The 21,808-nt window shown below is 63.8% G+C and carries 17 protein-coding genes; 7 read left to right on the top strand and 10 right to left on the bottom strand.

Going from position 1 to position 21,808, the window contains the following annotated elements:
• Positions 1–32: 32 nt before the first annotated feature.
• From dbpA to ABEG21_RS00340, 5 genes are all read right to left on the bottom strand, one after another.
• A complete protein-coding gene (gene dbpA / locus ABEG21_RS00360; RefSeq protein ID WP_347555333.1) occupies positions 33–1,466 on the bottom strand; it encodes an ATP-dependent RNA helicase DbpA in 1,434 nt (477 codons plus the stop codon).
• Positions 1,467–1,537: 71 nt separating this feature from the next.
• Positions 1,538–2,440, bottom strand: a complete 903-nt coding sequence (locus tag ABEG21_RS00355) for an alpha/beta fold hydrolase (protein ID WP_347555332.1) — start codon at positions 2,438–2,440, stop codon at positions 1,538–1,540.
• Positions 2,441–2,443: 3 nt separating this feature from the next.
• Entirely contained in the window at positions 2,444–3,223 is a 780-nt protein-coding gene (locus ABEG21_RS00350; RefSeq protein WP_347555331.1) for a DUF4118 domain-containing protein, read from the bottom strand.
• 386 nt (positions 3,224–3,609) lie between these two features.
• Positions 3,610–4,281 carry an amino acid ABC transporter permease gene (locus ABEG21_RS00345; protein WP_347555330.1) on the bottom strand — a complete coding sequence of 224 codons (672 nt, stop codon included), beginning with the start codon at positions 4,279–4,281 and terminating at the stop codon, positions 3,610–3,612.
• A 99-nt stretch (positions 4,282–4,380) separates the two neighbouring features.
• A complete protein-coding gene (locus tag ABEG21_RS00340; protein ID WP_347555329.1) occupies positions 4,381–5,241 on the bottom strand; it encodes a transporter substrate-binding domain-containing protein in 861 nt (286 codons plus the stop codon).
• Positions 5,242–5,648: 407 nt separating this feature from the next.
• Here ABEG21_RS00340 and ABEG21_RS00335 point away from each other — a divergent pair, with 407 nt between their 5' ends.
• The gene (locus ABEG21_RS00335) at positions 5,649–8,060 is read left to right on the top strand and encodes a glycogen debranching N-terminal domain-containing protein (RefSeq protein WP_347555328.1); all 2,412 of its coding nucleotides are present in this window, start codon (positions 5,649–5,651) and stop codon (positions 8,058–8,060) included.
• Positions 8,061–8,131: 71 nt separating this feature from the next.
• Here the strand turns inward: ABEG21_RS00335 and ABEG21_RS00330 are convergent, their stop codons facing one another.
• Complete coding sequence (locus ABEG21_RS00330) at positions 8,132–9,757, bottom strand: diguanylate cyclase (protein WP_347555327.1); 1,626 nt, start codon at positions 9,755–9,757, stop codon at positions 8,132–8,134.
• A 415-nt stretch (positions 9,758–10,172) separates the two neighbouring features.
• Positions 10,173–11,609, bottom strand: a complete 1,437-nt coding sequence (locus tag ABEG21_RS00325) for an MFS transporter (protein WP_347555326.1) — start codon at positions 11,607–11,609, stop codon at positions 10,173–10,175.
• A gap of 965 nt (positions 11,610–12,574) precedes the next feature.
• Here ABEG21_RS00325 and ABEG21_RS00320 point away from each other — a divergent pair.
• On the top strand, positions 12,575–12,868 hold the full coding sequence (locus ABEG21_RS00320) for a hypothetical protein (protein WP_347555325.1): 294 nt from the start codon (positions 12,575–12,577) through the stop codon (positions 12,866–12,868).
• A gap of 28 nt (positions 12,869–12,896) precedes the next feature.
• Here the strand turns inward: ABEG21_RS00320 and ABEG21_RS00315 are convergent, their stop codons facing one another.
• Both ABEG21_RS00315 and ABEG21_RS00310 read right to left on the bottom strand, forming a co-directional pair.
• Positions 12,897–13,802: an aspartate dehydrogenase domain-containing protein gene (locus ABEG21_RS00315; RefSeq protein WP_347555324.1), complete on the bottom strand. Its 906-nt coding sequence runs from the start codon at positions 13,800–13,802 to the stop codon at positions 12,897–12,899.
• Positions 13,799–14,845: a 2-oxoglutarate and iron-dependent oxygenase domain-containing protein gene (locus ABEG21_RS00310; RefSeq protein ID WP_347555323.1), complete on the bottom strand. Its 1,047-nt coding sequence runs from the start codon at positions 14,843–14,845 to the stop codon at positions 13,799–13,801. Before ABEG21_RS00310 ends, ABEG21_RS00315 begins: the two co-directional genes overlap by 4 nt.
• A 379-nt stretch (positions 14,846–15,224) precedes the next feature.
• On the opposite strand from ABEG21_RS00310, the gene ABEG21_RS00305 reads away from it, so the two are divergent.
• The 5 genes from ABEG21_RS00305 to proC all read left to right on the top strand — a co-directional run bounded on the left by ABEG21_RS00305 (position 15,225) and on the right by proC (position 19,945).
• Positions 15,225–16,076 carry a transporter substrate-binding domain-containing protein gene (locus tag ABEG21_RS00305; protein WP_347555322.1) on the top strand — a complete coding sequence of 284 codons (852 nt, stop codon included), beginning with the start codon at positions 15,225–15,227 and terminating at the stop codon, positions 16,074–16,076.
• A 21-nt stretch (positions 16,077–16,097) separates the two neighbouring features.
• A complete protein-coding gene (locus ABEG21_RS00300; RefSeq protein ID WP_347555321.1) occupies positions 16,098–16,763 on the top strand; it encodes an amino acid ABC transporter permease in 666 nt (221 codons plus the stop codon).
• 83 nt (positions 16,764–16,846) lie between these two features.
• Positions 16,847–17,605, top strand: a complete 759-nt coding sequence (locus ABEG21_RS00295; RefSeq protein ID WP_347556829.1) for an amino acid ABC transporter ATP-binding protein — start codon at positions 16,847–16,849, stop codon at positions 17,603–17,605.
• Positions 17,606–17,687: 82 nt separating this feature from the next.
• Positions 17,688–19,106 (top strand): FAD-dependent oxidoreductase, encoded by a 1,419-nt coding sequence (locus tag ABEG21_RS00290; protein ID WP_347555320.1) that lies wholly within the window; start codon positions 17,688–17,690, stop codon positions 19,104–19,106.
• Positions 19,107–19,129: 23 nt separating this feature from the next.
• A complete protein-coding gene (proC, locus tag ABEG21_RS00285; RefSeq protein WP_347555319.1) occupies positions 19,130–19,945 on the top strand; it encodes a pyrroline-5-carboxylate reductase in 816 nt (271 codons plus the stop codon).
• A 48-nt stretch (positions 19,946–19,993) separates the two neighbouring features.
• Here the strand turns inward: proC and ABEG21_RS00280 are convergent, their stop codons facing one another.
• Complete coding sequence (locus tag ABEG21_RS00280) at positions 19,994–21,751, bottom strand: tetratricopeptide repeat protein (RefSeq protein WP_347555318.1); 1,758 nt, start codon at positions 21,749–21,751, stop codon at positions 19,994–19,996.
• Between the last annotated feature and the right edge of the window lie 57 nt (positions 21,752–21,808).

Genomic DNA, 21,808 nt, shown 5'->3' with positions numbered 1-21,808 from the left:
GGCCTTTCGCTTTCCCTCGATCAGGCGAGCGCTTATTCGCGCAGCAAGCGCACGCGTACGGTCTTACCCTTGATCGTCCCGGCATTCAGACGCTTGACGGCTTCCCGCGCAATGTCGCGCCCGACAGCGACATAGGTCGAGAATTCGGTCACATTGATCTTGCCGATCTGGTCGCCGGCGTAACCGGCGTCCTTCGTCAGCGCGCCCAGCACATCGCCGGGACGGATCTTTTCCTTTCGGCCGCCCAGGATCTGCAGCGTCGCCATCGGCGGCAGCAGTCGCGTGCTGTCGTCCGCCGGTAGCGTGTCCAGCTGTTCCCACTTCGCGTCCTGCCCGCTCTGCTTTTCGATAGCGGCCACCCGGGCAATTTCCTCGCCGGCGGCCAATGTCACCGCGCTGCCGTGCTGATCCGCGCGACCGGTACGCCCGATCCGATGCACATGCACCTCCGGATCCGGCGTCACGTCGACATTGATCACCAACTCCAGATCGGCGACGTCCAGACCGCGCGCGGCGACGTCGGTGGCGACCAGCACCGTGCAGCTGCGATTCGAGAACTGGATCAACACCTGATCGCGGTCACGCTGCTCGAGATCGCCGTGCAGCGCCGCCGCTTCCAGGCCGATGCCGCGCAAGTATTCGACCACTTCGGTGCAACGCCGCTTGGTGTTGCAGAAGGCGATGGCGCTGACCGGTCGGAAATGCAGCACGACCTGGCCGACGGCGGCCAGACGCGATCCGGCATCGATTTCGATAAAGCGCTGACGGATCTTCGACGGCGCGTGCGGCGTATCGATTTTCACTTCGCGCGGGTCGCGCAGGAATTGCCGGCTGAGTTTGCCGATGCCATCGGGATAGGTCGCCGAGAACAGCAGCGTCTGACGCTTGACCGGGCACTGCTGCGCGATGCCGGCGATATCGTCATAGAAGCCCATATCGAGCATCCGATCCGCTTCGTCGAGCACCAGCGTACGCAGGGAATCCACCACCAGCGAGCCACGGCTGAGGTGATCGATGATCCGGCCCGGCGTGCCGACGACGACGTGCGCGCCGTGTTCGAGGCTGGCCATCTGCGGGCGCATCGTCACGCCGCCGCACAGCGTCAGCACCTTGATGTTTTCTTCGGCACGGGCCAGGCGTCGGATTTCCTGCGCGACCTGATCGGCCAGTTCCCGCGTGGGGCACAGCACCAGCGCCTGCGGATCGCCCATGGTGCGGGTATCCAGGCGCGAGAGCAGCGCCAGCGCGAAGGCCGCAGTCTTGCCGCTGCCGGTCTGTGCCTGCGCAATCAAATCGTGCCCGGCGAGCGTCAGCGGCAGGCTCTGCGCCTGAATGGGCGTCATCGCGTGGTACCCCATCCGCGCGAGGTTCTCGCGCATGGCGCTGGAGAGCGGCAGGGTGTCGAAGCGCAGCGCGGCGGGGGTGCCGGATGCGGCTTGATTGTCGGTCGGCAGGGGGGCGGTCATGATGGTCAACTCTTGGGCAGGCGGGGGGACGCCTCAAGGCCGCAAGGGTAGCAGATTCGCCGGTCCGACCGCTATTTACCGATGGATGCCAACTGCCGCAGGCGCCGTGCCAGTGCTTTCGACACCACAGCGGACGAGGTGCCTCCCGCGCGCGATGCCGCCTCGCTCTCCCGCAAGAACACGACGATTTCGCGGGCGACGATCTCGCGCTCGTTGTCGACGGTGATCATATGATAAGAGTCGTCGAGAAAGATCATCCGTTGAAACGCGGATCGAATCGACGATGTCACTAGTTGCGCGTTCTTCGGACTGGCCGTTTCGTCGTCGATCGCATGCACGACCAGGCAGTCGCGTTCGATCGTCGGCAAGATACGTTTGACGTGTCGCGCCAATTGACTCGCCGTGTTCAGCGCCGGCATCGAAATGGTGGCCGGTCCGACCTCGCTCAGTTGCCCGCTTTCCATCGCACGCGCTACCTTGGTGCGCAACGCCTCGTTCTTCAGACCGAAGGGCGCGCTTTCGCGATAGCGCCAGAGATGGCGCATCGGCGTGTGATAAGCGTAATCCAGCAGAAAGCGATACCAGGGAATGGCCCAGCCATCGTAGTGGATCGTCGTCGATAGCAGGGCGATGGCCTGGGCCTGCGGTCGCGCATGCAGGAGCGCCAGCGACAGCGTCGCGCCCATCGACAAGCCGCAGATCGAGACCCGCTCGCAGCGGGACGCCAGCGCATCGAAAGCCTGCGTGGCCGCCGCCATCCAGCGCTGCAACGACGGGCCGTCCGGATCGAGGCTGTAGCCATCCAACACCGGCACATCGACGGTGAACCCTTCGCGATGCAGCGCGCGGGCGAGGAATCGCATTTCCAATGGCGAACTCGACAGCCCGTGCAGCAACAGCACGCCGTGCGAATCCCCGGTGTATTGAATCGGCGCGACGGTCGCGCCCGTCGAACGGATGGAGGAACCGGTCATGCGTCAGGCCTCCAAGCGCAGAATCAGGAATTGCCCGCTCGGGGTGGTATAGCGTTCACAGACCGCGTCGACGAGATCGGGCGGCGGGCCGCTGCCGTCAGACGCGGGATCCGCTGACTGCGCCGATTCGCGGCGCAGCCTGACCTTATGCGCGCCCAGGGTCTGCAGACTGGTCAGTCGCGCGATGTCGTCGGGGTGGACGTCGTCGAAGCGATTGCCGGGCTGCATGGCGGCCGCGGTGCCGGGCGCCTCGTCCGGCGACAGCACCTGGATGAAGACCAGCTTGTCGTTATTCTCGGTCAGCGTGCGAAGGAGCCGGTGCGTCTCGCCGGCATCGCGGCGTGCCAGCAGGCGATCGTTATCGGCCCGCAGCAGCATCTCGTAGCGGCAATGCGCGACGGCTGCCAGCATCTCGGAATGATATTGGCCACGCCGCAGACGCTCGATCAGGCCGATGATCACCGCACCCAGCAGCGGGAAGCTGACGGCCAGAATGACGTCGTGCCGGTCGATCTCGTAGATCTGCCCGTAGGGCGGCACGAACATATAGTCGGTGATGCAGAAGCCGATGACCATCACGGCGATCGCAGGCCACAGGCCGAAGAAATACTCGACGATGGCGGCGGCGATGTAGAAGGCAAAATCCGGTCGGGCAGGTCCGAGCAATGGCTGCAATGCCAGCCGGACTGCGGTCGCCACGACAATGGCGATAGCGGCGAAATACCACCCGCGCGGGCCGCCAGGTGCCCAGCGCCGGGCGTTCTTGATCGAAGACGTGGTCATGCGCAATATCTGGGTAGTACGGGAACCTCGGCACGGAGGCCGGAATCAATCGCACGCAGGGGAAAGCGAGCCGGACGGCATGGCATCGATGTCAGCCCCTCTGCCATGGCCGCGATGATCGGAGTCGCGGGATAACGCAGAGCGCGATTTCTTAAAATGATCGATGCAGGCCGCAGAGACAGGATAGTACGACGCGGCCGAATGGTGTTTCACAAATCATCTTGCGCGCACGAAGGTCGGTATTAATTGCCGAAATTGTTGGTAATCATACGGGCCCGTGCACCGAAATGTATAGTTTTTGAGACAGTTACCGGGTTTTCCCGATGGCGTCTGACGCACGCGCGGCCGGTCTTTTTTGCCGGCCTCGTTGTCCTATCGTGCGCTGTTCAACGGCCGCGGCCACGCCGGGAGAGGCGCACTTCGAGCGCCCGTACCGCGAGCGTCGCCGGGAACAGCACGACGAAGTAGCAGATGCCGACGATCGTGTAGATCTCGAGTGGCCGATAGGAATCGTGCGCGGCCGATTGCCCTTGGTACAACAGGTCGGGGACCGCCAGCACGGACAGCAGCGACGTGTTCTTCAACTGCATGATCGACTGGCTCATCAAGGGCGGCAGCATTCGCTTGAAGGCTTGCGGCAGGATGATGTGCCGCATCAGTTGCCAACGGCTCATCCCCAGCACCTGGCCGGCTTCCGTCTGACCGCGATCGAGGGAATCAATCCCGCCACGGACGATTTCCGAGTAGAACGCACCGCCATAGAGCGATAGCGCCAGACCGGAGGCCATCGACGGCGACATCGCGATGCCTGTCAGGATCGGCAGGGCGTAATAGAACCAGATCAGCTGCACCAGGAGCGGCGTGCAGCGGAAAAGCTCGACGTAGGCATGCATCGGCCAGGACACGATCTTCCATCGCGAGCGACGGCCCATGCCGGAGAGCACGCCCACGGCAAAGCCCAGAAACACGCAGACGATGGTGAAAAGGACCGTAACCAACAGACCCTGGGCCAACAGCCAGCGATAGACCCAGATGGATCCGAAATCCCAGTGATACACGACAACTCCTACACGACAAGCGACGATGCGCCGGCACGACTCAGCGGAAAATAGCCGCGCATTATCCGTCAGAGAAGGCGGGCGCGGGCGGGGAAAGCGTTAGAACGTGATTTCTTTCGGGAAGGAATCCGGCGCGATATTGGCCAATTTCTGCATATTCGCCAGGATTGTCTTGCGGATATCGCCGCTGGCGTGGGCTTTGGCCAGCCAGGCATTGATGGCGTTCGTCAGGCCGGGATCGCTTTCCTTCTGCACGCCGATCGACGTCGGTGCGCCGCTGGCCGGCGTCGGCAGGACCAGATGACCCAGCGTCGGTGCCTTGGCGAGCACATTGGTCGCGAGCAGCACGACCAGCACCTGCGCATCGACCTGGCCGGTCTGCAGCGCCAACGTCGCGTCGCCGGACGTCTCGAAGCGTCGGATCGACGCGTTCTTCAAGTTTTCCGTCGCGAACGTATCTTGATTCGAGCCGACGTCGACCGATAGCTTGACGCCCGGCTTGTTGACGTCGGCCCAGCTCTTCGGATCGAAGCCCTTGCGTGCGACCAGCGTGAACGTATTGCGGAACAGCGGCTCGGTGAAGCCGACCGTCTTCATCCGCTGCTCGGTGGGCGCGAGTCCGAACATGCAGTCGATCTTGTTCGATTGAAGATCGAGCACCGAATTGCCCCAGGTCGTATCGACGATTTGCAGCTTCACGCCCATCGACTCCGCCAGTTGCTTGGCGAAGTCGACGCAGAAGCCCTGCCACTCGCCGGTGGCCACCGATTTGACAAAGTAAGGCGATGCGCCGGCGATGAACCCGGTGCGCAGGACGCCGGTGCGCTTGACCCGTGCGAGCGACGATTCGCCCGCCGCGCCCTGCGCCCACGCGGCCTGCGGCACCAGCGCAGCCGCGCCCGTTGCCGCCAACGCCGCTGCCGCGCCGATGCCCGAAATACATTGCCTGCGAGTGACCATCTGAATGCCTCTTCGTGTTTTGTAGGAGGTTATGGGTAAGTGCCGCGCGAAAGTGCCCCCGAGTGCACCCTGTTTGCGTCCGCGACGGCGGTCCTGCCGATTCTCTCAAAAATGGGCGCATTGCCACACTGCTGTCGCGGATATTCGATCCGGACGCGGCATCATGCCGCCCGCGCCATTGTAGTGCGTCGAGGCGTCCTGACAAAAAGCATCGCGGGTGATAACGTCGGAGCATGATCGGTTCGCGGCGGACCTTGCCGCGAATCAACGCTCGGTCGTTTGACCTTTCTCGGCGCGCTTCAGCTGTTGGTTCCGCCGGGCCACGCTGCCCGCTCGCGCCGTCACGCTCTTTGTCTGACTTTCTCAAAAAGTCCAGGTCGAACCCCGCTTTGCAGGAGTGATCTCGTATGACTGATAGTGCCTTCCCCTCAACATCCCCCACACCTCCAGGTAGCGGCCCGACCGGCGCCAGTACGACGGGCCAGGGCGAGGCCCCCGCTGAAAAAAACGGGCCGTCCGGCACGCAACTGGGCACCCGTTTCGTTCTCAAATCGGATGACACCTTTATCGTGAACGATGTGTTTGGCGATATCGGTGGCAACGAGGACGGCTTATTCGTCGACGATACGCGGGTGCTGTCCCGTCTCCATTTGACGATCGCGGGCGAGCTGCCTTCGTTGCTTTCGGGCAACGTCAACCATGGCAATACGGTGTTCACCTCGCATCTGACCAATGTGCCGCTTCCCGGCCTGGGCGACGACCGCGTGGCAAAAGGCGTCGTCCATATCAAACGGATGCGCGTGTTGACGTCCGGCGGTGTCCATGAAGCCATCGCGCTATCTCATTTCGGCACCAGCCCGGTAGCGGTGCCCTTGTCGATCGCATTCGATGCGGATTTCAAGGACATGTTCGAGGTGCGGGGGCGTGCGCGCACGCAACGCGGCACGCAGGCAGTGCCGAAAGTGGAAGCGGACGCGGTGGCGCTGGGGTATCGCGGTCGCGACGACGTCGAGCGGACCGTGCGACTGACGTTCTCGCCGGCCCCGCGCGCGCTCACGGCCGGGGGCGCCGATTACTTGATCGAATTGCAGCCGCATCGCTGCGTCACGCTTTATCTGACGGTCGATGTGTCGATGCGGCCGGCCGGCGCTGCGGCAGCGGCGCCACTGAAAGGGACGGGCGCAGACAGCACCCCGGTCCGGGCGCCAGCGCCCGTGTCCGTCGTGCCCGACGCCCACGACAAGCCGCCCTCTCTCGGCGCGCCGTCGTCGAACCGTGACAAGGGCCGTCGCGCCTTTCGCGATGCCTTGGTCGAGGCGCATCGCACGATGCGCAATCGCCGGCATCAGAGTGCGGCGGTCCGCAGCAGCAATACCTTGTTCGATGCCTGGCTGGCGCGTTCGAAAGCCGATCTGGACCTGCTGACGTCGGATCTCCCGACCGGGCCCTATCCTTATGCGGGCATCCCGTGGTTTTCGACCGCGTTCGGTCGGGACGGCATCCTGACGGCGCTGCAAATGCTGTGGCTGCAGCCGTCGCTCGCGCGGGGCGTGCTGCGCTTCCTGGCATCGCGCCAGGCCAAGGAAACGTCGTCGTTTCAAGACGCGGCGCCGGGCAAGATTTTGCACGAGACGCGCAAGAACGAGATGTCGGCCACCGGCGAGGTGCCGTTCGCGAACTATTACGGCGGGGTGGACACCACGCCGCTGTTCATCGTCCTGGCCGGCGCCTATGCCGCGCGCACCGACGACCAGGTGCTGATCGATGAATTGTGGCCGGCGCTGACGCTGGCGGCGCAATGGATCACCCGGGTCTGCGACGAGAGTCCGCTCGGTCTGCTGGCGTACCAGCGCGGCGAGGCATCGGGCTTGGCCAACCAAGGCTGGAAGGACAGCCAGGACTCCGTGTTCCACGCCGACGGCCGCTTTCCGGATGGGCCGATCGCGCTTGTCGAAGTGCAGGGCTATGCGTGCGCGGCATTGGAAACGATGGCGCGCTTCGCCGCCACCCGCGCGCATCCCGAGCATGCCGGCGCGGGGCCTGACGGCGGGATCGGTGCCGACTATGCGACGCGCGCCGCGGCGCTGCGTGACAAGATCGAGACGCTGTTCTGGATGGAGGAGCAACGCTTCTACGGCATTGCGGTGGACGGGCATGGCGCCCTGTGTCGGGTGCGGGCGTCCAACGCCGGGCACCTGTTGGCTTTCGGCCTGGTGCGCGAGGATCGTGCGCAGGCGGTTGCCGCGCAGCTGCGCGGAAGTGCTTTCGATAACGGATGGGGCATCCGGACACTGGCCTGGGATCAGGCCCGCTACAACCCGATGTCCTATCACAACGGCTCCGTCTGGCCGCACGATACGGCGCTGTGCGCTCAGGGTATGGCGCACTATGGCGACAAGCGCAGCGCGGTCACCTTGCTGCAGACGTTGCACGAGGCGGCCACCGGCTTCCATCTGAGATTGCCGGAACTGTTCTGCGGTTTCCCGCGGATGCACGGTGAGCCGCCAACCGCCTATCCGGTGGCGTGTCTGCCGCAGGCCTGGGCATGCGGCACGCCGTTCATGTTGTTGCAGGCATGCCTCGGCGTCGAAATCGATGCGGCGCGAGAAGAGGTGATCATTCGGCGGCCCGAGTTGCCGCCGGGCGTCGAGCAGTTGACGATCCACGACCTGTCGGTGGGATCGAAGACGGTATCGCTGCGCTTTACGCGGATCGACGGTCGTGTGGTGCCGTCGATGCTCAGCAACAGCGAAGCGCTGGCGGCCGACCGGCCGCGCGAACAGCCGCTAGACGTGCCACGCGTTGTGACCTTGTTATAAGGGTCGCCCGGGTGGTCGCCCTTTCGCGCGCAGGCCGCACGAGAGGGGCGGCGGATTCGGCTGGCCGGTTTTCAGCCGATCGCTGGCGCGGCCGTCGAGGGCACCGGCAACTCGGACACCACGCGATTGCGCCCTTCCGCCTTCGCGCGATAGAGGGCATCGTCAGCGGCTTTGATCAGGGCCGGGATCGACCGGTCGGTCTGTGCCGACCAGGTGACCATGCCGATGCTGGCGGTGACGCGCGCATACGTGCTCAAGTCATGCGGTATATGCAATGACCGGATGGCCTGCAGCACCTTGTGCGCGACGCCGTTCGCTGCCACGGGGCCGGTGTCCGGCAAGACGATGACGAACTCCTCGCCGCCATACCGGGCCGCGCTGTCGACATCGGCGCGGATGCTCTCGCGGATACAACGTGCAACTTCAGAGAGGGTGACATCGCCTGCCTGGTGTCCATAGGTGTCGTTGAACATCTTGAAATGATCGATATCGACGAACAGCAGTGAGAAAGCACTGCCGCTAACGTGTGCGTTGGCCCATTCTCGATCGAGGATTTCCGTCAACATGCGGCGGTTGCTCAGGCCGGTCAATCCATCGGTACGCGCCATCACTTCCAATTCGACTTCGGCTGCCATGCGTCGGCGCAATTGCTTGCCGAGCGTGGCGGCCATTGCAACGAAGCCGATTCCGCTCATCAACATCAGCAGACCGATCGTCATCGTCCGGCGCCACCATTCGGCATAGATGTCGTCGAGCGATGAGGCGACGGCGACGATCATTGGCAAGCCCGGAAGACGGTGATACGCATAGAGTCGATCCGTGTTGTCCGAGCGTGAGTGCGCGACGAACGAGCCTTCTTGCGTGGCATTGAAATGTTCGAATGCCTGACTGCCGGCGAACGATTGACCGATGACCGACGGATCCACCAACGGCTCGCGCATGACGAGCTCGCCACTGTCCTTGACCAGCGTAACGGACATCCCGTGTCCCAGATTCAAGCTGGAAAACAAGTAGCGAAAGTATTGCAGTCGCACGCTCAACGTCGCGACGCCGGCGAACGATCCGTCGGTGTGGTTCAAGCGACGCGACATCGCGATCGTCCACGCTTCTTCGCGCAACCGGGATTTAAAGGGATCGCTGACGTAGAGGCCGACGCCGGTGTTTTCGCGCTGTACCTGGAAATAATCGCGATCGGCAAAATTTCCCGCACGCGGGATGTCGTGTTCGGAGTCGATGATGATATCGCCCTCCGGATTCAGGATCAGCATCGAGCCAAGGAATTGCGCCGATGCGGCACGATCGAACAGCACCTGACGTTGCAGACCGGGTGGCAAGCGCATGACCTGTGGCTGCTGCATGCCGTCGACCGCTGCGTCGAGCGACAAGGAATAGAGCTCGAAATTTCGCTCGATATCGCGTTCGACGACGGACGTGATGCTCTGCAGGTGCGCCTGTGCGTTATGGAAGGTATCGAGCCGACTTTGGTACAGCGACCATGCGCAAAGCGCCATCATCACCACCGCGCATGTCGTCCCGCCCGCAACGACGACATGCGACCAAGCCCACAATATCCAGCGCCGATGCATGGCGATGCGTGCGCGCAAACGCGCACGCATTCCTCGCAGCGAGCCGCCGCCAAGCGACCCCTGCCACCAATGGTCATGCGCATGCACGACGCGATCGGGGCTGCTGTCCATGCTCGAGCGCTCCACATGTTCGCGCTGAATAAAAGATCCGAAATTCATTTAACACATGCCGTGTCAATCATTCTACACAGCGGTTGCTGTGTTAGTGAGAGCATAGGGCATAGCTGATTCCCGCTTAAAGCAATCCTGATCAGTTTGGCGTGTTAAGCGTTTTCTGCGCAGGAAGTGTCGCGTGCTGCTCACGTGCGGACGTCCGATTGAATCGGGCGTTTACAATATACAGCTGTATTTAAGGGGGTTTTTACCGATTCCCCTGCTGGAGCAAGCAGCTTGCCTTGCTGGCGGGGGCGGTTGGAACATGCGAGGGGAAAAGCGATGTCGACACCGACGAATGCGTTCTGCGGGGCATCGTCGGCGCGGTGTGCGGGCCAGGAAAAGGCCCGCGAAATGATAGCGCGTGCGTCGTTTAATGTGCCAACGACGGGGCGCCGTCTGCATCCGGATTTTCCGCGGCGTAGGCCTTCGCTTCCGGCGAGACGCTGAGGAAGAAGGTCAGGAATGCGGAGAACAGATACATGCCCGAGAAGACCCAGATCACGCCACCGATACCGACCGAGCCTTGGAACAAGGTCACGACCAGCGGACCGAGCCAGACGCTAACGCCGGCGCCGAGGCCGAGAATCGACAGGGCCGGCCCCTTTTCTTTCGGGCACAGTTGCGGCACCAGACCCGACAGCGGTACGAAGCAAGCCAGCGTTGCGCCGTAGAGCACGCCGAACACGGCGATCATCGTGAAGTCGCCCTTGAACATCAGCGGCATGTAGTACATCAGCGGCACGGTGATCGCCGAGCCGATCCCGCCGGCAAAACCGATAACGCGACGATAACCGACGCGATCGGCCACGACGCCCGATGCAAGATTGAAAACGATGTTGCTGAGGAAGATGATCGACAGCAAGTGCAGCCAGTCTTCCAGCGTCAGGCCGATCACCTTCGTGAAGAAGGCCGGCATGATCACCAGGAAAGCGTATTCCGACGACGTATTGATCGCACGCACGACACCGGCCATCGCGATCTTCGGTTCGCGCCAGAGGATGGTGACGCTGCCCAACACGACCTTCACCGGGTGCGTATTCGGATCGGCCATGCGCAGCGTGCCCGACTTGTCGCGGCAGCCCACCAGCGTGATCACGCCGCCCAATGTCACCAGACCCAGGGACGCCCAGAAGGTCTGAACCTGACCGATCATCGGAATGGCGACGCTGGCGAACAGCGAACCGAGCGTCGGCAAGCCGGCGGCGAACGCAAACCAGAACCAACCCACCGCGGAGCCCATCTGCCGTGCCGGCGTTGCGGCGGCGATCCATACCAGGAAGCCGAAAGCGAACAGCGGATAGCCAAGTCCACGCACCGCATAAGCGAGCAGCATCATCGAATAGCTTTGCGTCTGCACGCCGAAGACAAGGAAGATCACTTCGAAGACCATCCAGATCGCCAGGCCGATCGTCATGACGCGCTTCGGTCCCCACAGGTCCGACAAGGCGCCGGACAGCCAGGACGAGATCGACACGGTCACGCCGTAGACGGTGAACAGCAAGGCGACTTTGGCATTCGAGACGCCATGGCTATGCAGGAAAGGCGCGAGATAGCCGGCTTCCACGCCGTCGCCGATCATGAATAGCAGCAGGCCTAAAAAGCCGATCGATAGGGAGCGCGGCAAACCGATCCGTTCCAGCAGGCCTTCGCGGGCTGCCGGTGCGCGGGAGGCGGACGCGCCCAAGGAGGCGGCGCCTGCTTGTTGCATCGGACGTTGTGCGGACGCCTGCTTTGGGCGTGTGTCTTTTGTGTTGCGCGATGGCCGATCGTTCGAACGGTCCAGCGTGTGGTTTTGATGGGCTGACATCAGCGAGAAGACTCCGTGGTGGGGTTCCAGGACCCGTCGCGAAAATTCGGGACGAGCGAGGCCACACTCGGCATGGCACGCGTTCTGCGAGCGATGGACGAGCACGGGCACGTCGGGCAATCGGCACGAAGCGATCCGGCGGCGATAGGCCGCTTTCTGCCGCGAGCGCGATGGCGCGACGGGTACTGCGCGATGGCAAAGACGCCGGACTAATGGGGCGTTATTGCCATGAAACCAGTTCCAATGCGAGGCAAAGGTCGGGCTGCGCAAGGCGAACGACGATGCTGATTTGTTGCTGATGCCGCCAAGCGTTGCCGGACCTGCGACGAATCGAAGGTTTGACTACCGATTGAGCACGATCTGAAGCCGCACTTCGGGGAAGTTGCCAGTGTCTCCGCTGGCCCTTCACCGCCTGCTTTGCAGACGACAGTCCAGCCTTATTTGGGGCTGGACCCTAGGCGTACCGGTATGGGCCCCTCTCGTTTTGACGGACGGGCGTCCCACGCGGTACAGGTGAATCACAATGGTCTCGTTCTGTCGCGGACCCCGGCTTTGCCGGAAGTGCTTTGATGCACCCTGAGGTGCGACAAACATCGAGCGCATTGGCGACGGTGCCCTCACGACACCCGGCCGGCGGAGCCGGTCGCGATGCACGGAGAGCGCGGCAAGTCATTGCCGTTTCCATCCACTACTGAGACGGATTATACAGAAGATTGCTCGGGCATCAAATTGGTCAGAAAGAAGATGCTGGAGAAATCCCGTCAGATAGCGCGAAGATCGACGGCGTTCTGGAAGTGGGACGCGAGGGACGGGCTTGTGCCCTTGCGGCACGTTGCCACAGCGCCACGTAGAAAGCTGTTAAAAAAGGGCGACGTTCCCGGTAATTTATGAGACGTTACTGAAAATTACGCTTGCGCGCCGCCACGCGTTGGCGCGTGACCCACCCCTGCAAAAAGGAGTCTCTTATGACCCCGGAATTCCTCTCGTCGCTGATTTCGCTGTCAATCACGTCCCTGGCCTTTGCGGCCGTGGCGGGATGCATTGCGCGAGACAAGGGAAGGAAGGTGGTGCCATGGGTCGTCGTCTGCGCCATTCCGCTCGTCAATTTCTTCTGCATGCTCTATCTGGTCGCCGCCTCGAACCTCCGTCTCGAACGAAAGCTCGATGCGATATTGGCGCAAGCGAGTCGACATCCGGGCGGGACCCTTGCAAGCAGCGACGCGCTCGGAAGCGGTCTGCGTTCCGAGACGGTGCTGTAAAAAACGCCGCGACGCTGCGTGGCCGGGATTAGGACCCGACTTGCAGCACGTCGACGAAATTGCGCAGCGCCGCCATCATGCTGGGGGCAACGATACGTGACGTCCGCGGATTACGCGATGGGCGGTTGCGGCTGATCAGCGTCAGATCGGCCGCATAGGCTTTCACTTCGATTTCCTGAACGGCGCCTTCCACGGCGCCATCGACCCAGACTTCGATATCGGTCTTGTCGAAGCCCACGCCGCACAGGCTCAATGCGATGGCGACATTGAAGTGACGGGGGAAGGCGGCGGCCGCTTCGCGCGCGGTGCCGGCAAACACTTTCGTCGAAGGGACCGATGCCGCCGGCATGCTGCCGAAGTCGAAACCCAGGCCGATCACGAACGGTTCATGCGCAAGCGATTCCGGGCGGAACGTCGTTTTCAGCCGGATTCGCTCGATCCCATCCTCCTTCACGGCGCGGACCGCGTCGAGACCGGGCAGGCCGCCGCTGGCCACGCGAATGCGGCCGCCGTACTGTGCGGCCAGGTCCATCAGATCCGGCGTGTTGGGCAGGCCCGCGACGCTGACGGTGATGATCGTCTTGCCGGCGCGCACGACAGCGCGCGCGATCTCCGGGAACGATTCGGCGGTGGCGCATTCGCAGACGATATCGACATCGCGCAACATCGCCTCCAGCGACATGACCGGCACCGATGCCCCGGCGCCGTCCACCTCATCCAACGCGTCCAAGCGTGCGCGAGCCGCATCGAGGCGATTCGCGCACACAGCGACGAGCGCCGCGCCAGGCAGATCGCCACGCAACAGCCTGCGCGCCAGGTCCTGGCCCACGGCGCCGAAGCCGGCAAGGCCGACGCGCAATGGCGGCCGACCCGTGGCGTCGGTTTTCGGGACCGGGGTCGTGTCCGACAGCGTCGTCGGTGTCGATGGGGTCATTTCACCGCTCCATATTGCGTAAAGTTCTTGCGATTCTTCCCGTGGATATATTCCGACGTCGTCACGGGGGGGTATTTCTCGCGGCCGCCAGGGAAGCCGAGATCGGCCGGATCGATGATGGCGTCCGGATCGGGATCGAAGAACACCACGAGCGAATGCCGCTCCTTGCCGGAGCGGTTGATCACGCGGTGCAGATTCGAACTCAGCGTTTCATTGGACCAGCGGTTCAACAGGTCGCCGATATTGCACACCAGCGTGCCCTCGATGGGTTGGGCCGCAATCCATTCGCCGGCACGGTTGCGCACCTGCAGGCCGCCATTGGTGTCCTGCAGCAGCAGCGTCAGTACGCCGAAATCGGTATGCGGCGCCGAGCCGAAGCGTTCTTCGCGCTCGTCGTCCGCGGTCGAGACCGGATAGTAGACCAATTGTCCACGCGCCATCGGCGACGTATAGCGATGCTCAAAGAACGCCGGATCCTGTCCGAGACCGGCAGCAATCGCCGACAGCAATGCCCGCCCGACCGCCTGCGTCGCATCGTAATAAGGCAGCAGGTCCTGACGCAGGCGCGCAAAGTCTTCGTCGGGCCAGACGTTGTCGGCGATCAGCGAGTCCGCTTGTTTGCGCGCGGCCAGCCGCTCCGCCCATCGTTCCGGACCCCAAAAGAAAATTTCCTTCAGATCGTGCGTCTTGGAGCCTTCCAGGCGCGCAACGCCGGTTGCCATCCAGCCGCGTTGGCTCGTATTGACCGGATGCTTGGCTTTTACCGGACCGGGCAAGGCGAAATAATCGCGCATCGCCGCCGTCGCGCGCGCGGTGATCTCGGTCGGAATGCGATGACCACGGATATAGAAGAAACCGATGCGGCGCGATGCCTCCATGACCTGTGCCGCAACCGCATCCAACGCCCCGGGCGTGCCGTCGATCAAGTCGCCGATATCGATCACCGGGATGTCGGCCGTGTCGACGACGCGGGCCGCGTAGTAAGAGGCGGAGGACGCGGCGTCTGCGTCGGCGGGGAGGCGCGATGAGGTCGGATCGGTCATGGTCGTGGCTGGCAGGCGGGTTGGGTCCGCAAAAATCCTCTCTCAAAAAAATAAAAGGTGCAACCCGAAGCTTCCACGGCTTGCCGCGCGGTAAGGCATCAGCAATGATTGCGCGCCGGTTGTCGTCGATGCAAAAGCGGTCTTTTTCATCGGATTCCGAAGAATCGCAACCGTAATTTGCCCGAGGGGCAATGTCGGGTTGCGCCGATGCGGTTTTGTAAGGACATTGATTGGCGCGATTTTCGTGCGGAAGTTGCACCTTTATTTTTGGCTTCCTAGCATCGGACCGACCGGGAGCGAGGTAGCCAGGCTTGCAGCATGCCATGCCGCGTCTATCGACGCTTATGACGGCACAACATCACAAGAGAGGCCTTTGACGATGAACAGGCGGGACATTCTGCAGCGTTCGCTGGTAGCAGGCGTGGGTGTGGCGGCGGTGGCCGGTGTGGCGAAGAGCGCCAGTGCGCAGGCTGCGCCCGGTCAAAACACCTTCGATCGCGTGAAACAGAGCAAGACCTTGCGCATCGCCGCGTTCGCCGGCGAGGAACCGTACTTCCACAAGGACATTGTCTCCAACGAGTGGTCGGGCGCCTGTATCGACATGGCGAAAGACATCGCGTCGAACTTCGGCGCGAAGGTCGTCGAGGTCGAGTCGACCTATGCCAACTCCATTCTCGATCTGCAGACCGGCAAGGTGGATTTGGCGTTTGCGCTGAATCCGACGCCGGCACGCGCGATGTCGATCGATTTCACGACGCCGATCATCGTGCACTCCTTCACGCTCATCGGTCGCAAGGGCGTGCCGAAAGTGGCAAATTGGGAAGACATCAACAAGCCCGATATCCGCATCGCGGTGGACCTCGGCACGACGCATGAAACCATCGCACGTCGCTATCTGCCCAAAACGCAGATCTCCGGTTTCCCGCATCGCGCCGAAGCCTTCCTCGCCTTGGCGAGCGGCCGCGCCGACTATGTCGTCGTGCTGACGGTGCTGGCGATCGACGCGTTAAAGAAGAATCCGCAACTGGGCGATCTGTCGATTCCGAAGCCGGAGCTGACGATGCCCGCCAATATGGGCGTGCGTATCGAGGCCGATCATCGTTGGCGCGACTTCCTGAGCACCTGGGCCGATTACAGCCGACTAATGGGCTCGGTGCGGGAATGGATGCTCGCCTCGCTCGGGCAGGCCGGCATCAAGCCGACCGACATCCCGCCGCAAGTGCATTTCTGATCGCATCACACTGGGCGAACGATGGGTTATCACTGGGATTTTTCGACGATCCTCGCGTATAAGGTGCTGTTCCTGCGCGGGTTGGGCCTGACGGTCCTGTACACGGTCGTCACCGTGGCGGTGGGTCTGGTGCTGGGCCTGATCGCCGGCAGCGCGCGCGCCTTCGGCAACAAGTGGGTGGCGGCGCCTTTCCGTCTGTATATCGAAATCTTTCGCTGCACGCCTTTGCTGGTGCAGTTGATCTGGATGTACTACGCGCTGCCCGTGCTGATCGGCGCGTCGATGTCGCCGGCGACGGCATCGTTTCTGACGCTGTCGCTCTACACCGGCGCCTTCTATGCCGAGATCTTCCGGGGCGGCATCGCGGCCGTCGACAAGGGGCAGTGGGAGGCCGGCAAGGCGACGGGGATGCTGTCCACGACGGTCTTCCGTCGTATCGTCCTGCCGCAGGCGGTTCGCCTGATGATCCCGTCGTTCATCAACCAGACCGTGATGCAGTTAAAAAACACCTCGCTGGTGTCGACGATCGCCGTGGCGGATCTGGTCTATCAAGGCAGCGTCGTCACGGCCACGACGTATCGGCCGCTGGAGGTCTACACCACGGTGGCGGTGCTGTATTTTGTCGTGCTGTTCCCGGTGACGTCGTTTGCCGAATGGCTCGAACGCCGTCTGGGAGCGCATAAATGAGCAATACGAGCACGTCCATGACGCACCGCGTCGACGCCGATGCCGATGGTCACGCGCAGACCCTCGCGGGCCTGCCGGTGCCGATGATCCGCGCGCGCGATATCGGCAAGTCTTTCGGCACGCACAAGGTGCTCAGCGATATCTCGCTGGATATCGCCACCGGGCAGGTCGTCTCGCTGATCGGGCCGAGCGGATCGGGGAAGTCCACGCTGCTGCGTTGCCTGAACCTGCTCGAAGTGCCGGAAGAAGGGCGTCTGACGGTTGCCGAGCATGACTTTACCTTCCGCCCGTCGGTGGGGCGGCCGGGCCGCGTCAATCAGAAGGCGGCCGCGCTGCTGCGGCGCGACCTCGGCATGGTGTTCCAGCACTTCAATCTGTATCCGCACAAGACGGTCCTGCAGAACATCACCGAAGCGCCGACGCAGATCAAGAAGATGCGCACCGCCGAGGCGAACGCGCTGGCGATGGATCTGCTGAACAAGGTCGGTCTGGCGGAAAAGGCGCAGCAATATCCGAATCGCCTGTCCGGCGGCCAGCGTCAGCGGGTGGCGATCGCGCGTGCGCTGGCCATGCAGCCGCGCGCGATGCTGTTCGACGAAGCCACGTCGGCATTGGATCCGGAGTTGGTCGGCGAGGTGCTGCAGGTCATGGCCGATCTTGCCCGGGACGGCATGACGATGATCCTGGTCACGCACGAAATGTCGTTCGCTCGGGACATCTCGGATCGGGTCTGCTTCATGGACCAGGGTAGAATTGCCGCGTCCGGCACGCCGAAGGAGATCTTCGACGCGCGGGACAATCCACGCATCGTCTCGTTCCTGGAGCGTTTCCAGCGGCATTGAGGCGGCGCGCTTACTGACTTTTTCCTTCGCGCATTTGTCCCGGCAGACGCCGGCCGGCGGCAGTGCGCGCGGCTTGCGGATCATGCCTCAGAGAGATCAATCGATCGCCGTCGTCGGCGCTGGCATCGTCGGCGTTTGCGCCGCCTATCACCTGCAGCAGGCAGGCTATCGCGTCACGTTGATCGATCGCGACGGCGTGGCCGCGGGCGCCAGCCATGGCAATGCCGGTTGCATCAATCCCTCGTCGATCATTCCCGTCGCCATGCCGGGCGTGCTGAAGAAAATGCCGGGCTGGCTGATGGATCCGGACGGTCCCCTGGTGCTGCGCCCACGCTATCTTCCGACGATGCTCCCGTGGTTGATGCGCTTCCTGGCCGCGTCCGATGCGACGCGCGTGGCCGCGCAGGTCAAGACGTTGCGGACGCTCGCCGGCAGCGCGCTGCGAGAGAGCACGGCATTGGCCGACGCGGTGGGTGCCGGACATCTGCTACGCTCGGTCGGCCATCTGACCGCCTACAGCACGCAGGCCGCGTATGACGGTGACAGCGGATCGATGCAGCGACGCGCCGCCGAAGGCATCGTCGTCGAGGATGTCGATCGGGACGCGCTTCGCGCCCGCGAACCGCATCTGGCCGATACGTTCCTGCGGGCCCGCTATATCGGCGAAACCGGCCACGTGATCGATCCGGCTGCCTACGCGAAACACATCGCCGATCATGTGCGCGCGCATGGCGGCACGATACTGCGCGCCAATGTGACCGGTATCGCCACGCGCGACGGACGCGCGATCGGCGTACAGACCGATACCGGCCTGATCGCCACCGATGCCGATGCGATCGTCGTGGCGGCGGGTGCCTGGTCTGGCGCGCTCGCCCGGGGCGTCGGCGACAAGGTCCTGCTGGACACCGAGCGCGGCTACCATATCGAGATTCCGCATACCCTCGCACTTCCGGATAGCCTCGCAGCGGTCGGTCCGCGGATTCCCACGCTCTGGGCCGAAGCGAAGATCTTCGCCACGCCGATGGCGGGCCGGGTCCGCGCGGCGGGGACGGTCGAGCTGGCCGGGATGAGCGCGCCGGCAAATTGGCGCCGTACCGATCTGCTCGCGCGGCAATTGGCGCGGATGTATCCGGCGCTCGCGCCGGCCATCGCGACAATCGACACCTGGCAAGACAGCCATCGGGACGGTGCGCCACCGGGGACGGCATCGGTCGGAATGGCGTCGGGCCATGCCGATGCCCGCGCAGCCGCATCGACGTCCGCTGCTAACGCGGTGGCGTCCGAGACGCCGAGACGTTGGCTCGGCTTCCGACCCAGCACGCCCGACTCGCTGCCGGTGATCGACCGTTCGCCCCGCGTGTCCAACCTGATCTATGCGTTCGGCCATGGCCATATCGGCCTGACCTGCGCGCCGGCGACCGGCCGTCTGGTGGCTGCGCTGATCACGGGCGAGACGCCGACGATCGATCTGCGGCCGTTCGCGATCACCCGGTTTCAATGACTTTTCGAAATAGGAAGGACAGCATGAACATCGTTTTTATCGGCGGCGGCAATATGGCCAGCGCGATGATCGGCGGCTTGATCAAGCAGGGTCATGCGGCGGACAGCATCCATGTCGTCGGTCGTAACGACGAAGGGCGCGCGAAGCTCGCCGCCACATTCGGCACGCCGGTCAGCAAGGCGGTGACGGACCAGGCCGCCATCGACGCGATCGGTGCCGCCGATGTCGTGGTGCTGGCGGTCAAGCCGCAAATGCTGGAAGCGCTGGCCGCGGAATTGGCCGGCTTGCTGAAGCATGCGCTCGTGCTGAGCATCGCCGCGGGCGTGACGGTGGCGTCGCTGCAGAAATGGCTGGGCGGCTATGCCAACATCCTGCGCGTGATGCCGAACACGCCGTCGTTGATCGGCAAGGGGATGACGGGCGGCTATCTGCCGGCCGGCGTCGCCGATGCCAGCCGCGACGCGGCGCAAACCGTGCTCGAGGCGGCGGGTCAGGTGGTCTGGTTCGACAATGAAGATGCGCTGGACACGGTCACGGCCTTGTCCGGCAGCGGCCCGGCCTATGTCTTCTATTTCATGGAAGCGATGCAGCAGAAGGCGATCGAACTGGGATTGCCGCCCGAGGCGGCTCATCAGATGGTGCGCGCGACGTTCGTCGGCGCCGCCGAGATGGCGAGCCAATCACCGCTGGAACTCGAACAGTTGCGTAAGAACGTGACGTCGAAGGGCGGCACGACGGCCGCCGCGATCGCCGCGCTGGATGCCGGTGATTGTTTCGAGACCGTCAAGGCCGCCGTGGGCGCGGCGCATGCGCGCTCGGTGGCGATGCGCGGCGGCTGATCGCTCTCTTCTCGCGGGCCAACGCATCCGGTGTTGGCGGAGCGGACCTTATACCGTCGCCAACGCCATCTTTATCGCGTCGAACACGTCGGACCATTCGCCGCGCACCGTCTGGCGGAACAGCCGCGCGGACGGATACCACGGCGTATCGGTGCGCGTGAGCAGCCAACGGAAATCCGGCGTGAACGGCAAGACGATCCACGCCGTCTTGCCCATCGCACCGGCCAGATGCGCGACCGCGCTATCGACGCTGATGACCAGATCCAGCGTTGCCACCTCGCGCGCCGTATCGGCGAACGTCTTCAGCATCGGCCGGCTGTCGCGGATCAATCCGTCCCTATCCCACTGCTGCAACAGCACGGTTTCGGTATCGGGCACGCGATCGTGCAAGGCCAGCCATTCGATGTCCGTCTGCGTCTCGCGCAGCAGCGATTCCCATTGCGCCAGCGCGATCGAGCGATTGTGATCGTTGACGTGTTGCGGGTTGCCGCGCCACACCAGGCCGATGCGTCGTCGCGCGGGCGCTCGCGCCGCCGTGGCGGCGGCATGCGCTGACGCGGCGTGATCGTTCGCGTGTCCGGCAAGCGTGGGATGATGATCGTGTGTGGATGCGCCCGGCGCGAACAGATAAGGGATCGGCGTCGGTATCGCCAGCAGCCTTAGGTTCAGCAGATGCGGAAGGCTCATCAGCGCGGCTTGAACATCGAAGTCGGGCAGCGGGGCCGCGTCGGACAGGATGACGATGCCGGCATCGATGAACGCCGGCGAGGCCTCAAACAACGTCACCAGCGCCGCCTGTACGCGCAGGACGAGGCGGCCTGGCTGTCGTGCGGCCACCGTCAGTGCAAGCCGCGCGAATTGCATCGTGTCGCCGAAGCCTTGCTCGGCGAACAGCAGTATCGTCTTGTCCGCGAGCGAGGACTTGCCATCCCATTGATTGCGATCGTCGGCGAAAGCCGGCCGCGTCGGCGGGCCGTCGCGCCAGCGCCATTCGTATTCGCGCCAGCCGTGCTCGAATTCGCCCCGCATCAGATTAGTCTGCGCGCGGTTGGTGCGGGCTTCGGCACTCGAGGCATCGCGTTGCACGGCGCGCTTGAACGATTGCATCGCCTCGTCGAAGCGATGCAGATCGCGCAGCGCGACGCCCAGATTCACCTCGGGGGGGACCGCGTTCGGCGCGATCCGCAGCGCGTGCCGATACGCCGCGATCTCTTCGTCGTATCGGCCACGCATGCCCAGCAATCGGCCAAGGTTGTAGTGCAGCTCCCAGGCCATCGGTTGCGCGTGGATCGCGCGTTCCAGCAAAGGCTGAGCGGCATCGTATTCCTGCAGGGCGATATGGCCCATGGCCAAGGCCAGCAGGTTTTCCGGGGACGGCAGCAGCGCCGCCAGCTGCGTGAGTAAGGTACGACTGCGCACGAGATCGCCGGCGCGTTGATGCGTCAGTGCCGCGTCGCGCAGCAGGCCGATGCGTGCCTGCGTGCTGGCGGCGGCGGGCGATTGTTCAACACCTCGCGCCTCGGTCGCGAGCGCGCGATCGAACCAGGCGGACGCATCCGCGTAGGCGTCACGCCGCATCGCCAGATAGGCGAGGCCGGCCAGCGCGTCGAGGTGTTCCCGGGCCTGCGCGAGCACGGCCATCAAACCGTCTTGCGCGTCGTCCAGCCGGCCGGCCTGTGCGTCGATCTCGGCGCGCCGGATGGCGGCGGCGATCGCCGCAGCATCGGCCGCCGTATCAACCGCCGCCGGCGGCGCGTCGGCAGCGTTGCTGAGGGGCGATACGGGGCGAGACGGAGAAGAGGACACGGATGACATCGCTACGGAAGAAAGCGGCTTCGAGCAAGCGCCGACGACAGCAGCGAA

The sequence above is a fragment of the Robbsia sp. KACC 23696 genome (assembly GCF_039852015.1).
GTDB lineage: Bacteria > Pseudomonadota > Gammaproteobacteria > Burkholderiales > Burkholderiaceae > Robbsia.
Note: the sequence above shows the minus strand (reverse complement) of the source record. Positions and strands in the feature narration are given on the sequence as shown.

Bases quoted from the DNA above. Each gene is read 5' to 3' on its own strand.
- dbpA (WP_347555333.1), bottom strand. From the start codon at position 1,466: ATGACCGCCCCCCTGCCGACCGACAATCAAGCCGCATCCGGCACCCCC.
- ABEG21_RS00355 (WP_347555332.1), bottom strand. From the start codon at position 2,440: ATGACCGGTTCCTCCATCCGTTCGACGGGCGCGACCGTCGCGCCGATT.
- ABEG21_RS00350 (WP_347555331.1), bottom strand. From the start codon at position 3,223: ATGACCACGTCTTCGATCAAGAACGCCCGGCGCTGGGCACCTGGCGGC.
- ABEG21_RS00340 (WP_347555329.1), bottom strand. From the start codon at position 5,241: ATGGTCACTCGCAGGCAATGTATTTCGGGCATCGGCGCGGCAGCGGCG.
- ABEG21_RS00335 (WP_347555328.1), top strand. From the start codon at position 5,649: ATGACTGATAGTGCCTTCCCCTCAACATCCCCCACACCTCCAGGTAGC.
- ABEG21_RS00330 (WP_347555327.1), bottom strand. From the start codon at position 9,757: ATGGACAGCAGCCCCGATCGCGTCGTGCATGCGCATGACCATTGGTGG.
- ABEG21_RS00325 (WP_347555326.1), bottom strand. From the start codon at position 11,609: ATGTCAGCCCATCAAAACCACACGCTGGACCGTTCGAACGATCGGCCA.
- ABEG21_RS00320 (WP_347555325.1), top strand. From the start codon at position 12,575: ATGACCCCGGAATTCCTCTCGTCGCTGATTTCGCTGTCAATCACGTCC.
- ABEG21_RS00315 (WP_347555324.1), bottom strand. From the start codon at position 13,802: ATGACCCCATCGACACCGACGACGCTGTCGGACACGACCCCGGTCCCG.
- ABEG21_RS00310 (WP_347555323.1), bottom strand. From the start codon at position 14,845: ATGACCGATCCGACCTCATCGCGCCTCCCCGCCGACGCAGACGCCGCG.
- ABEG21_RS00305 (WP_347555322.1), top strand. From the start codon at position 15,225: ATGAACAGGCGGGACATTCTGCAGCGTTCGCTGGTAGCAGGCGTGGGT.
- ABEG21_RS00300 (WP_347555321.1), top strand. From the start codon at position 16,098: ATGGGTTATCACTGGGATTTTTCGACGATCCTCGCGTATAAGGTGCTG.
- ABEG21_RS00295 (WP_347556829.1), top strand. From the start codon at position 16,847: ATGATCCGCGCGCGCGATATCGGCAAGTCTTTCGGCACGCACAAGGTG.
- ABEG21_RS00290 (WP_347555320.1), top strand. From the start codon at position 17,688: ATGCCTCAGAGAGATCAATCGATCGCCGTCGTCGGCGCTGGCATCGTC.
- proC (WP_347555319.1), top strand. From the start codon at position 19,130: ATGAACATCGTTTTTATCGGCGGCGGCAATATGGCCAGCGCGATGATC.